The 11,720-nt window shown below is 37.5% G+C and carries 13 protein-coding genes and 1 riboswitch; of the genes, 9 read left to right on the plus strand and 4 right to left on the minus strand.

The features are described from left to right. The first annotated feature begins 25 nt into the window (after positions 1 to 25). From argH to AAEZ18_RS08280, 5 genes are all read left to right on the plus strand, one after another. The gene (gene argH / locus AAEZ18_RS08260) at positions 26 to 1,891 is read left to right on the plus strand and encodes an argininosuccinate lyase (protein ID WP_011328944.1); all 1,866 of its coding nucleotides are present in this window, start codon (positions 26 to 28) and stop codon (positions 1,889 to 1,891) included. A gap of 273 nt (positions 1,892 to 2,164) precedes the next feature. Further along, positions 2,165 to 2,365 carry a hypothetical protein gene (locus tag AAEZ18_RS08265; protein WP_309216405.1) on the plus strand — a complete coding sequence of 67 codons (201 nt, stop codon included), beginning with the start codon at positions 2,165 to 2,167 and terminating at the stop codon, positions 2,363 to 2,365. 12 nt (positions 2,366 to 2,377) lie between these two features. Continuing rightward, complete coding sequence (locus tag AAEZ18_RS08270; protein WP_352255259.1) at positions 2,378 to 2,911, plus strand: G protein-coupled receptor family protein; 534 nt, start codon at positions 2,378 to 2,380, stop codon at positions 2,909 to 2,911. 66 nt (positions 2,912 to 2,977) lie between these two features. Beyond that, the gene (locus tag AAEZ18_RS08275) at positions 2,978 to 3,448 is read left to right on the plus strand and encodes a hypothetical protein (RefSeq protein WP_350594398.1); all 471 of its coding nucleotides are present in this window, start codon (positions 2,978 to 2,980) and stop codon (positions 3,446 to 3,448) included. Next, positions 3,441 to 3,965 carry a hypothetical protein gene (locus AAEZ18_RS08280; RefSeq protein WP_182677846.1) on the plus strand — a complete coding sequence of 175 codons (525 nt, stop codon included), beginning with the start codon at positions 3,441 to 3,443 and terminating at the stop codon, positions 3,963 to 3,965. The genes AAEZ18_RS08275 and AAEZ18_RS08280 overlap by 8 nt, the downstream gene beginning before the upstream one ends. Before the next feature lie 13 nt (positions 3,966 to 3,978). On the opposite strand, the gene coaD is transcribed toward AAEZ18_RS08280, so the two are convergent. Next, entirely contained in the window at positions 3,979 to 4,473 is a 495-nt protein-coding gene (gene coaD / locus AAEZ18_RS08285; RefSeq protein WP_058373950.1) for a pantetheine-phosphate adenylyltransferase, read from the minus strand. A gap of 186 nt (positions 4,474 to 4,659) precedes the next feature. On the opposite strand from coaD, the gene AAEZ18_RS08290 reads away from it, so the two are divergent. Further along, on the plus strand, positions 4,660 to 5,328 hold the full coding sequence (locus AAEZ18_RS08290) for a TetR/AcrR family transcriptional regulator (RefSeq protein WP_058373949.1): 669 nt from the start codon (positions 4,660 to 4,662) through the stop codon (positions 5,326 to 5,328). Positions 5,329 to 5,400: 72 nt separating this feature from the next. After that, positions 5,401 to 6,858: a tRNA uracil 4-sulfurtransferase ThiI gene (gene thiI / locus AAEZ18_RS08295; RefSeq protein WP_011328937.1), complete on the plus strand. Its 1,458-nt coding sequence runs from the start codon at positions 5,401 to 5,403 to the stop codon at positions 6,856 to 6,858. A 26-nt stretch (positions 6,859 to 6,884) separates the two neighbouring features. Here thiI and AAEZ18_RS08300 read toward each other — a convergent pair whose 3' ends face one another. Together AAEZ18_RS08300 and AAEZ18_RS08305 are read right to left on the minus strand one after the other, a co-directional pair. Further along, complete coding sequence (locus AAEZ18_RS08300) at positions 6,885 to 7,787, minus strand: ketopantoate reductase family protein (RefSeq protein ID WP_350594402.1); 903 nt, start codon at positions 7,785 to 7,787, stop codon at positions 6,885 to 6,887. Further along, positions 7,780 to 8,130, minus strand: coding sequence for a VanZ family protein (locus AAEZ18_RS08305; RefSeq protein ID WP_011328935.1), 351 nt, complete (start codon positions 8,128 to 8,130; stop codon positions 7,780 to 7,782). Before AAEZ18_RS08305 ends, AAEZ18_RS08300 begins: the two co-directional genes overlap by 8 nt. Before the next feature lie 163 nt (positions 8,131 to 8,293). Between AAEZ18_RS08305 and AAEZ18_RS08310 the strand changes: the two genes are divergently transcribed. Continuing rightward, positions 8,294 to 8,776 (plus strand): YajQ family cyclic di-GMP-binding protein, encoded by a 483-nt coding sequence (locus tag AAEZ18_RS08310; RefSeq protein ID WP_011328934.1) that lies wholly within the window; start codon positions 8,294 to 8,296, stop codon positions 8,774 to 8,776. 249 nt (positions 8,777 to 9,025) lie between these two features. Further along, a riboswitch (cobalamin riboswitch) is annotated at positions 9,026 to 9,190 on the plus strand. 37 nt (positions 9,191 to 9,227) lie between these two features. Then, positions 9,228 to 11,066, plus strand: coding sequence for a TonB-dependent receptor domain-containing protein (locus tag AAEZ18_RS08315; protein ID WP_350594404.1), 1,839 nt, complete (start codon positions 9,228 to 9,230; stop codon positions 11,064 to 11,066). Between the two features lie 70 nt (positions 11,067 to 11,136). Here the strand turns inward: AAEZ18_RS08315 and msrA are convergent, their stop codons facing one another. Beyond that, a complete protein-coding gene (msrA, locus tag AAEZ18_RS08320; protein ID WP_350594406.1) occupies positions 11,137 to 11,673 on the minus strand; it encodes a peptide-methionine (S)-S-oxide reductase MsrA in 537 nt (178 codons plus the stop codon). Positions 11,674 to 11,720 lie beyond the last annotated feature (47 nt).

Below are 11,720 nucleotides of genomic sequence, written 5' to 3' on the forward strand. Positions count from 1 at the left end.
GCAATATCGGGTTTGGAGAGATTTCATGGCATTATGGGGCGGGCGTTTTTCTACGGGTCCAGACGAGGCGTTTAAGCAATTTAACGACTCTCTTCCTTTCGATTATCAATTAGCAGAGCAAGATATAATAGGCTCTGTTGCATGGGCTGGTGCACTTGAGCAAGTTAATGTGTTATCAAGTGACGAGCACCAAGAGTTAGTTGCAGCATTGTACCAATTGCTTGAAGAAGTAAAAGCAGATCCACAAGCGGTAGCAACTTCAGGCGCAGAAGATATTCATTCTCATGTTGAAGCTGCGTTAATCGAAAAAGTAGGTGATTTAGCTAAAAAATTACATACAGGGCGCAGCCGTAATGACCAAGTAGCCACCGATTTTAGATTGTGGTGTCGCGATACTGCTGATCATATTTTAAAAGCCATTGCCCAGTTAAAGGGTGAGTTTGTTGCATTAGCAGAGCGTGAGCTTGGGACTATTTTACCAGGTTATACGCATTTACAACGTGCACAACCGGTATTGTTTAGTCACTGGTGTATGGCTTACGTAGAAATGCTAGAGCGTGATGAAAGCCGCCTGCAAGATGCTAAAGCGCGGATGAACTTTTGCCCACTGGGCAGTGGCGCATTAGCGGGTACGGCTTATCCAATTGATCGTCAAGCATTAGCACAGGGTTTAGGCTTTACAGGAGCGACTAAAAATAGCCTTGATGGCGTATCTGATCGTGATTTTGTAGTAGAGCTATTAAGTTGTGCGTCTATTTCGATGATTCACTTATCGCGTATGTCAGAAGATCTTATTTTTTATAACTCAGGCGAAGCCGGATTTATAGAGCTTGCGGATAATGTGACATCGGGCTCATCGCTGATGCCACAAAAAAAGAATCCAGATGCACTGGAACTAATTCGTGGTAAAACCGGACGCGTTTTTGGTGCATTTAGCGCCATGATGATGACCCTAAAAGCACTGCCACTTGCTTATAATAAAGATATGCAAGAAGACAAAGAAGGCATATTTGACGCTATGCCAACGTGGCTTGCCTGTATTCATATGGCACAAGCGTGTATTAAAGGTATTAAAGTAAAAGGCGAACGTACACTTGCAGCGGCAAAAGGTGGCCATGCAAATGCAACTGAGCTTGCAGACTACTTGGTAGCTAAGGGCGTACCTTTTAGAGAAGGGCACCATATTGTGGGTGTACTGGTACAATTGGCCATTAGTGAAGGTAAAACGCTTGAAGACTTATCGCTTGAGCAATATAAATCGGTAAGTGACGTATTTGCAGATGATGTTTATCCGGTACTAGAAATTGACGCCTGCATTAAAGCGCGTCAAGCACTTGGCGGAACATCAATTGAGCAAGTAACCAGCGCTATTAAAGCTGCGAAAAAAAAACAGCAAATAACGGTTCGTGATGCCAATTTAGACGATGTTGAATCGATTGCTAAGCTAGTTCAGCATTGGGCTACGGTAGGCGAAAACCTACCACGGGCTAAAAGTGATATGGTGCACTCGATTAACGAATTTGCTGTAACCGAAATTAACGGCAAAGTATCGGGGTGTGCCTCACTGTACATTTACGACACAGGTTTGGCGGAAATACGTTCTTTGGGTATAGACCCACAAAGCGCAGTGTCAGGACAAGGGCGGCAGTTAGTTGAACATTTATTAGCGAAAGCCAAAAAATTGGCGTTAAATAGAGTAATAGTGCTAACCCGAGTCCCAGATTTTTTTGAAAAACAGCGTTTTAGCTTTTGTACCAAAGAAAGCTTGCCAGAAAAAGTAATGAAAGATTGTGAGCTTTGTTTACGTAAAGAAAACTGCGATGAAGTCGCAATGGAATATATTTTAAAGCTAAGTAATAAAGCGGAGATCCCGTGTAAATTCGTGGCTTAAACTCCCTAGATGTAAAAAACGTACGGGTTACCCTCGTGCGTTTTTTTATGGGTGAAAAACACTAATTTAAGTTATAAATATAAAGTTTTATTATTATTTCAAGGTGTTAATTAAAAGTTGGCACAGTGGTTGCTTTTGTTATAAGTGTAAAATGCAGTAACAGCTTAGATAAAAACGTTGCTGCTAAATATAAGGTAAATTTAATTACCCTCTTTAAAAGGTGTAATACAAGATTTCGCCAACAATACAAAAACACTTACAAGGAATAATCACATGCAAGTTTCAGCTAACAGCCAACTACAAATGCAAGCATACAATAAAACGCAACAATTAAAGCCAGCAATGGAACAAACTGCTAGCCCTAAAACCCTGCAATCTGATACAGTAAGCTTCTCTCAAGAGGCGTTAGCGGCCGCTGGTGGCGCAGAACTGCAGCGTGGCGGTGGAGTAGTACCACCTATTCGACCTAAGTAATTAAGGTAATAAATGTTTTTAACTGAGTTTTTTGGTTTATTTTCGTTGTCTGCTTATATGATGTGGGGCTTTTTAATGGCATTTTTTTTTAATGCCTTTATTTATTCTCTAAATATTAAAAGAAATACAACTTTATTACTCAGTTCATTTATTATGATGGTCTCATATTCGTCTTCAGACTATTTTTATACTTGGCTATCTATTCAAAATGGCTTCCTACTTGATTGGGCTCTCTATGATTTTGGGACTATTGTTGCACTACTTATCGCTTATGCTTTTATAAAAAAAACAACCTCATCTTTTTTCTACTTAATTACAGGTTTAACAATTAATTCTTTATTTTTTATATGTATGTACATAGATATGTATGTATTTAACAATCAAGAACCTTGGTTGTTTTGGGACATATATACATTTTCAGTTAACCTAATTGATTTAATAATGATTGTCGCGTTAATTGTTGATCGAGACTTTCTCGGCTTACATAAGCTAAAAAGCAAAGTACTATCTCTTTTTAAAAAACCTACATTAAAATACAATCAATAATTAATGTATCTACTTGACTTACTTTTAGCTGATTACGTAAGCGCATTTATACAATGGGGCTTTTTAATGGCCTTTTTATATTCGCTAGTGTCAGGTATTAATAAGGCCGATAAGTCTTTAATTTATATAGCCGCTATAATGATGTGCTCCTACATTTTTAGTGATTTACTGCCTATATTAAATAATATCTACTTAGATTGGATTCTCTACGACTTACTAACAATTACACTATTAATAGCCGCTATATTCACTTCTTATGTATTAACTTCTACAGCCAGTAATTATATTATTCTTGGATTATTTGTTAATGCCTGCCTAACAATCGCTATTTATTACGACTTGTATGTATTAAATAACATTGACGAATGGTGGCTTTGGAGTGTTTATTCAATTGGCGTTAACGTTATCGATTTACTCATGATTACAGTGCTTTTTATAAATAAAGACTTTTTGGGACTGATAAAGCTAAAATCATGTATTCTGAGGTTTATAGGCAAAGATGATAATAGCTGTGTGGGTATAAACTCGAATGATTGATTTTTTAAGGTTTATTGTTGATTTAGGTGAAAACATAAGCGCCTTTGTAACTTGGCTATTTCTAATCGCCTTTTTATTTAATTTATCGTCGAGTATTAATAAACCTGATAAAAGTAGAGTACAGCTATCGCTTATTATGATGGTTTCTTACTTTTCTAGTGCAGTACTAAGCTTAAAAACAGTTACCTATTTAGATTATTTTATGTTTGATATTGTTACCATATTAATAGTAATAATTTGGGGTATTAAAACAAAGTATACGATCCCTACGGCACTTATATATTTAATCACAGGAATGAGCATTAATGCGATGCTATTTTTAGGTATGCATTATGACACTGTTATTATTGGTAATATTGATTATTGGTGGTTTTGGGCTGTATATGTTATAGGTACTATCTCGATTGACTTACTAATGGCTTTGGTGCTGATTATTAATAAAGATTTATTAGGGTTAGCCTGGATATATAATAAAACAAAAATGCGAGTTAATAGTTTGAATAGCGCACTTAAGTAATGCGCTCGTTAGCTTATTTACTGTAGCTGCAACCTAGCTTTTTATTAAGTGCAGCCATTACAATAGGGTCTACAAATTCGCTTACATCACCATTATGGCGTGCCACTTCTTTTACTAAGGTTGACGAAATAAACGAATTTCGCTCTGACGGAGTTAAAAATACACTTTCTAAATCTGGGTTTAGGCGTCGATTCATATTCGCTAGCTGAAATTCATAATCAAAATCAGAAACCGCTCTTATGCCTCTAATTAATACATTAGCATTGTGATCGCGTGCCAAATCAGCAAGTAATCCTGAAAACCCTATTACTTTTACATTATCTATATGACTTAAAAGAGTATTAGCTAGAGCTACACGCTCATCAAGGTTAAAACAAGGTTGTTTACTAGGGTTGTGGGCAATAGCAAGGATAACAGTATCAAACATTTTTGAGGCACGTTGAATTAGATCTGTGTGTCCGTTAGTTAGCGGATCAAAAGTACCTGGATAAATTGCAGTGATTTTCATAAAGTATCGCTATGTATTATTTTTAGCATTAGTGTAACAGTGTTTTTTATACAAATCAGCCTAGTAAGTGGCTTTAATTGTCACGACTAAGCTATTACACAGAGTGTTTAATTATGCTGTTTTTGTTTATACTAGACAACTTATTGTACGAATTGTAACTTGTTGAATAAAATAGAGTGTTAGTATATGAATACCAAGGATAAAATAATACACACCAGTATTTCATTGTTTAATGAGCATGGTGAGCGAGCGATATCAACTAATCATATAGCCTCGCATTTAAACATGAGCCCGGGTAATCTTTACTACCATTTTAAAAATAAAGAAGACATTATTCGCCATATTTTTGCGCTGTATAGTGAGCACTTGAGCACTCATTTTAAACCTATAAATAAAAATGATGATGCATTTAGTCAGTTAACGGTATATCTAGATTCGTTATTTGAACTGATGTGGCGCTACCACTTTTTTTACGACAATTTAGGCGATATTTTGGCGCGAGATACGCAGCTAAAGCAGGCTTATATTGATTTTCAACTAGAGCTTTTAGAACAGGTGCGTAAAATAATACTTGGTTTACGCGATAGTGAAATGATTGCGATTAACGAGCAAGATGCGCTCGAACTTGCACACACGCTTAAATTAACAGTTAGTTTTTGGACCCCTTATATTAAAGCCCGCAGGCTCAGCGGTGCACTTGCCGAGCAAGATATTTATCATGGTATTTTAAAAGTATTAACTTTATTTAGAGCCTATAGTACAGATAAAAGTAGCGATAAAATGAACCAGTTACGCGAAAAATACACGCAACTTGCTCACTCAGCCCCAAGTATTCCCGCTGCTCTTAGTTCCTAGGCGTTAATTTTTTTGCTATAATCGCGCGCCCAATGCCTGGGAGCGCGAATTCCCGCAGTCTAAGAGTGAACTATGCTTAAATTTATCGTCAAACTACATCCTGAAATTGCCATCAAAAGCCGCTCGGTTCGTAAACGCTTTACTAAAGTGTTAGAAAATAACATTAAGATTGTACTGCGCCGTATTGACGAAAAAGTACAAGTTAGAAATAACTGGGACAATATCTCAGTAGTTACCCTACTAGAAGGTGAGCAAACACGTGCCACTTTTATTGACAGCCTAGCGCGAATTCCGGGTATTGTGCAGTTTATTGAAGTAACCGAAACGAGCTTTGAAACGCTTGACGATATTTATAAAAAAACCATTGAATTAGTTGGTCACACCATTGAAGGTAAAACGTTTTGTGTACGCGCCAAACGTATTGGTAAGCATGACTTTACTTCAACGGAGTTAGAACGTTATGTGGGCGGTGGACTAAATCAGCATGTTGCCGGTGCAAGCGTAAAGCTAAGCCACCCAGAAGTAACGATACGCCTTGAAATAAAAGACGAGAAAGCCTACATAGTATCGCATACACACCTAGGCATGGCAGGCTTCCCGCTGCCAACACAAGAAGATGTATTATCGCTTATGTCTGGCGGTTTTGATTCGGGTGTAGCCAGTTATCAAATGATCCGCAAGGGCGCTCGTACGCACTTTTTGTTTTTCAATTTAGGCGGCGCGGCGCACGAAATTGGTGTTAAACAAGCGAGCTACTACTTGTGGAATAAATACAGTTCAACTCATAAAGTTAAATTTATTACCGTTGATTTTGAACCTGTAGTAGCAGAAATATTAGAGAATATTGAAAACAGCCAAATGGGTGTGGTGCTTAAACGCATGATGATGCGCGCAGGCAGTAAAGTGGCCGAAAAACTAAATATTCAAGCCTTGGTAACCGGTGAAAGTATTGGTCAGGTTTCTAGCCAAACATTAGCAAATTTAAGTGTTATTGACCGCGTAACCGAAACCCTTATTTTGCGCCCGTTAATTCAACACGATAAACAAGAAATTATTAATATTGCACGTCAAATTGGTACGGCCGAAATGGCCGAAACGATGCCAGAATACTGTGGTGTTATTTCTAAAAAGCCAACTGTTAAAGCTAAAATAGAAGTAATAAAAGCAGAAGAAGAGAAGTTCGACTTTGATATTCTTAATACCGTAATAGAAAACGCACGAGTAATGGATGTGCGCGATATTGATGTAGAAGCTAAGCAGGAACTAAAAGAAGCTGAGTCGGTTGCCGATTTACCAGCTGGTGCAGTGGTAATTGATATTCGCTCTCCAGAGGAAGAAGAAGCAGCACCACTGGAAATTGATTCTATAGAAGTGGTGCATTTGCCGTTTTTTCGCTTAGCAACTAAGTTTGGTGATTTACCAAAAGATCAAGACTATTACTTGTATTGCGATAGGGGTGTAATGAGCCAGTTACAAGCGCTTATTCTACACGAACAAGGCTTTACTACGGTAAAGGTATATCGCCCGTAAAAGTTAACGATATTAAATAGCGTGGTTTATACCGCGCTTTTTTTTGCTGCAATTTTAGCTAAAAGTTCATCGTTAAAAGGGGTTTTTATATTATAAAGCTTGCCTTGCTCGCTAATGTACCCACAAATTGCCATTATTTCAGTTGCTCTATTGTGAGCAACATCTTGTTGCATAGATGAGAAGTTCTCTGCGGTACGTGCCATCACATCATACGCACTGCTCAGTGCATTGATTAACGTTACATCAAGGTTTTTTGCCTTAGCAATATTACATGCTTCGGTTAGCAGGTTAATTATAATTGAGCAATATTGAGGCTCGCGCAACTGACCATTTTTAATGTTATGTAGCGCACTTAGCGGATTTATTGCTATGTTAACTAATAACTTATTAAAACGTAGCTGCTCAATATTCTCAGACGCATTTAAAAGGGGGATCGCGGTTAATTGATCCGCCATAATTTTGCTATTTTTAACACCTAAGTTGTTACATCCGCCAATTATACTTTGCCCATTACCAGTGTGCTGTACTATATATTGGTTTGATTTAAACCCTGCCATGCTCGTTGTTAAAAAATAAAGCGCTTGGTGCTCATTAAGCTCACATTTTAACTGCTCTACATTACCCATACCGTTATGCGAAAGCACAACAGAGCAATGCTGAGGCAAAAAATGTTTTATTTGTGCAAATGCGCTTTGCACTTGAAAGGCTTTTACCGTAAATAAAAACACATCAAATTTAGGTAAACTATTAAGCTCATTTAATGAAATAAAAGAGGCATTTATTTTTTGTGAAGCACTGTTGTCACTACTGTAAAAGCGAGTGTTACTCGTACTTTTTCGGGTTAACACGCTTACACTATGCTGCGCACTTAAAAAGTGGGCTAATAATAAGCCTATTGCGCCGTCGCCAATAATAAGAATTTTAGCCATGAGAGTTCTTTTTACGTGGGGTTAAAATTGCTTTGATTATAAAGTAGCTTGCTGCGCCGGCAAAATCTGCAATAAAATCTGCGATTGATGCTTGCCTATATGGAAGTGCGTCTTGCATTATTTCTATTGCAGCACCGTAACCGGCTAATAAAAGTATTTGTGCGTATAAAGGGAGTTTAAACGCTTTATCCATTATTATGGCAAGGATGAAAAATATCCCAAAGTGGGCTACTTTATCAACATGAGGAAACAGGTTGCCAACCCCTTTTATTTCTTTCGCAAATAAAAAGGTAAACACCACAATACTAATTAAAAAAATTGCTTGATAAACACGCCTTGTCACAACAAATCCTAAAATCGCTTAAAAAAGAAACCGTAGTATATCAAACTAATTTAGTATCGCACCTGAACAAGATGCATAAAAGTGTAAAGATTTATAGTTTTAGCGTTATAATCGCTTTAATAAATTAAGTATAAAATTAAGATAAAATAGTTAGGAGAAATCAATGCCTTCATTTGATATTGTATCTGAAGTAGAAATGAACGAAGCTAAAAACGCAGTTGATAATGCAAACCGTGAACTAGAAACTCGCTTTGACTTTAGGGGAGTTGATGCATCGATTGAGCTAAATGATAAAGTAATTAAGCTTAAAGCCGAAGCTGACTCTCAGGTTATACAATTATTTGATATTTTAGCGAGTAAAATTTCTAAGCGTGGTATGGATGTATCAAGCCTTGAATTGCAAGATATTAGCCGAGCGGGTAAAAATGTTTTTCGTAACGTTGGTTTAAAGCAAGGTATTGAAAAAGAGATGGCTAAAAAAATAGTTAAAGCCATTAAAGATTCAAAAGTTAAAGTACAAGCCGCCATTCAAGGCGAAGAAGTACGCGTAACGGGTAAAAAGCGAGATGATCTTCAAGAAGCTATGCAAGTAGTACGCAGCGCCGATTTAGGCCAGCCATTTCAGTTTAAAAACTTCCGCGATTAATAAAACAGATTACAGATATTATAGAGATTAGGAGACTAATTTTTAAAAATTTGCGTTAAAAAAGCCAAGCTACAGCAATGAAGTTTGGCTTTTTTGCTATTAGTAGCTTGGTATGTAATCTAACTCTTTTACAGTGATTGTTGAGGGTTTATATCGTTAAAAATTAAACTTTGGCTATATAGACGTCTATTGACATTTATAAACAAAATACTCACAATAGCGACCTATTTTCAAGGTGCTTGCTTAATACCTTTGTATACGTTTCAAAGTATTGAAATTAACAGCAAGATAATCGGGAAGTTGGTGCGTTTTCAAGACGATAACAACCCCAACACTGCCCCCGCAACGGTAAAGTATTAGCAGCTATTATAGTGTTGACTGAGTCCGGAGACCGGCCTTGAAGTAATCTTACTTATTAACATCTTTGCGGTGGGCAAAGGTAGGGGACATCATGTTAAATAAAATCGCTCTAGGTGTGGCAATTTCGGCTGCACTTTCATTTTCAGTATCTGCAACAGTGCAACCAATCGAAAAAATTACCGTTACAGCTAATAAATTCGAACAACCTATTAGTAATGTGCTGGCCAGTGTTAGCGTAATTGACCGTGCTGATATTGAAAAAAGTAATGTGCGAGACTTACCTAGTTTGTTGGCTTCTCAAGCTGGTTTTCAAATTAACTCAAATGGTGGCTTTGGCCAAAATTCAGGTGTTTCGCTACGCGGTTCAAGTTCACGCCATACCCTTATTTTAATTGATGGTGTTAGAGTTGGCTCGGCTACTCTTGGCTATAAAGGTATTAGTAATATTGCCCTTAATACTATTGAGCGTATTGAAGTTGTTAAAGGTTCTCGCGCTGCTGTTTATGGCTCAGATGCCTTAGCTGGGGTGATTAATATTATTACTCGTAAAGCTGATAATATTCGCTTAGATGCTACTTTTGGCAGCAATGCTTATCAAAGCTACCAAATGGCGGGTGGAACAAATATAAATGATTTAAGTGCATCATTTAACGCTGGAATTGAAAAAACCGATGGTTTTGATGTACTGCAAAACCATGCACCAGATGAAGACGCTTATGAGAACAAAAATATTGGCTTCAATATCGCTTATAACGATGACTATTTAGGCAAGCTAACCGTACAAACTCAGTATAATGAAGGTTATGCTCGTTATGATAATCAGTACAGTGCAGCAGACAGCAGTGATGAAAGTAATGATTTTGAAAACTACCAAGTATCATTAGGGTGGAAGAAAAGCTACGAAAATCAACTACACCATATAGCATTCGCATTTTCTAGCGATAGCCAAGATAACACCAGTGAAGGTGTGGTTAGTATGTACGAAACTAAGCGAAATCAAATTGATTATACTGGGCAGTATATTGTCTCAGATGAGCTTAATATTAATGGTGGCTTGAACTGGTACAAAGATAAAATCGAAACCAACGCAGGTAATTATGATAAAGATAGCCGTGAGGTTTTTGCTGGCTTTTTAGGTGCGTATTACGATGATAATACGGTTTTAGCTAATATCGCAGTTCGCCAAGATCATGACCAACAATTTGGTGATAAAACCACGTATACAGCAGCGGTAGGTTATCATTTAAATAAGTTTGCTACGTTTAGAGCAAGTCAAAGCACGGGCTTTAAATCGCCTACCTTTAATGATATTTATTTTCCAGGTTCAGGTAACCCAGACCTAAAACCAGAAACGTCTGAGAATAAAGAATTAGGTTTGTTGTTAAGTTATCAAGATATTGCTTTAGAAGTGTCTATTTTCCGTAATGATTTTGACAATAAAATAGCGTGGGCACCAACACCTGCAGGCCCTTGGCAGCCAACAAATATAAATGAAGCGCGCCATGAAGGCATTGAGTTTAGCTTTTCGCAACAACTAATGGGTTTTGAGCATGCATTTAACTTCACTTACTTATCTGCAGAAGATTTAGAAACGGGCCAAGAGTTAGCTTATGTATCAAAAAATACCTTTAACTGGTCTTTAAATAAAGGGTGGGGAGATTTTGATGCGGGTATCGATTTGCAGTATCGTGGCGATAGGAAAGGTAAATTAACTGATTTATCTTCATATACATTATGGAACCTAGTCGGTAACTATCAAGCAACTGAGCAGTTAAGCTTTTCTTTACGGGTCGAAAACCTGTTTGATAAGCAGTACGATGAAGTTGATGCCTATGGTATTGATTTAGATGGCGATTATATAAATGATGAATTTTATTACTATAACACCGCTGACCGACGCTTATTTATTGGTGCTGCATACCAGTTTTAATATGTGCTACGTAGCTTAAACTTAAAAGCTCGCTAAATTAGCGAGCTTTTTTGTGCGTTACAAAATGGGTTTAATCAGCTAAAAACTCTTTAAATTCGGTTTCGAATTTATGCAATTTAGGGGCAATTAAAACACTGCAATAGCCTTGGTTTGGATTTTCGTTGTAATAATCTTGATGGTAATGCTCTGCTGGATAATACGTGGTGGCAGGGCTAACCTCAGTCACTATTGGCTCGCTTACCTGGTTTTGTAATTGAGCGATCACCGCGTTAGTAAGTGTTAGCTGTGTTTGGTTGTGATAATACACAACACTGCGGTATTGTGTGCCTATATCGTTACCTTGGCGGTTGAGCTGGGTGGCATCGTGCAAAGTGAAAAACATTGCTAGTAATACTTCAAAACTAATAATAGTGTCGTCAAATTCAATTTGCACTACTTCTGCATGGCCGCTAGTGCCTGAGCATACTGATTTATAGGTAGGAGTGTCTGTGTTGCCACCAGTGTAACCCGAGCTTACATTTAATACGCCGTTCACTCGTCTAAATGCGGCGTCTATACACCAAAAACAGCCGCCACCAAAGGTAGCGACTTGCGTTGTTGAACTCATAAATACTCCAAAATAGCTGTAAGTTTAGATTATGCAGAGCATAAGTC

This window comes from Pseudoalteromonas sp. 19-MNA-CIBAN-0066 (assembly GCF_040308705.1).
In the GTDB taxonomy this organism is placed as follows: domain Bacteria; phylum Pseudomonadota; class Gammaproteobacteria; order Enterobacterales; family Alteromonadaceae; genus Pseudoalteromonas; species Pseudoalteromonas nigrifaciens.

Bases quoted from the DNA above. Each gene is read 5' to 3' on its own strand.
- thiI (WP_011328937.1), top strand. From the start codon at position 5,401: ATGCTTAAATTTATCGTCAAACTACATCCTGAAATTGCCATCAAAAGC.
- AAEZ18_RS08275 (WP_350594398.1), top strand. From the start codon at position 2,978: ATGGCCTTTTTATATTCGCTAGTGTCAGGTATTAATAAGGCCGATAAG.
- AAEZ18_RS08290 (WP_058373949.1), top strand. From the start codon at position 4,660: ATGAATACCAAGGATAAAATAATACACACCAGTATTTCATTGTTTAAT.
- AAEZ18_RS08300 (WP_350594402.1), bottom strand. From the start codon at position 7,787: ATGGCTAAAATTCTTATTATTGGCGACGGCGCAATAGGCTTATTATTA.
- AAEZ18_RS08310 (WP_011328934.1), top strand. From the start codon at position 8,294: ATGCCTTCATTTGATATTGTATCTGAAGTAGAAATGAACGAAGCTAAA.
- msrA (WP_350594406.1), bottom strand. From the start codon at position 11,673: ATGAGTTCAACAACGCAAGTCGCTACCTTTGGTGGCGGCTGTTTTTGG.
- coaD (WP_058373950.1), bottom strand. From the start codon at position 4,473: ATGAAAATCACTGCAATTTATCCAGGTACTTTTGATCCGCTAACTAAC.
- argH (WP_011328944.1), top strand. From the start codon at position 26: ATGGCATTATGGGGCGGGCGTTTTTCTACGGGTCCAGACGAGGCGTTT.
- AAEZ18_RS08280 (WP_182677846.1), top strand. From the start codon at position 3,441: ATGATTGATTTTTTAAGGTTTATTGTTGATTTAGGTGAAAACATAAGC.
- AAEZ18_RS08270 (WP_352255259.1), top strand. From the start codon at position 2,378: ATGTTTTTAACTGAGTTTTTTGGTTTATTTTCGTTGTCTGCTTATATG.
- AAEZ18_RS08315 (WP_350594404.1), top strand. From the start codon at position 9,228: ATGTTAAATAAAATCGCTCTAGGTGTGGCAATTTCGGCTGCACTTTCA.
- AAEZ18_RS08265 (WP_309216405.1), top strand. From the start codon at position 2,165: ATGCAAGTTTCAGCTAACAGCCAACTACAAATGCAAGCATACAATAAA.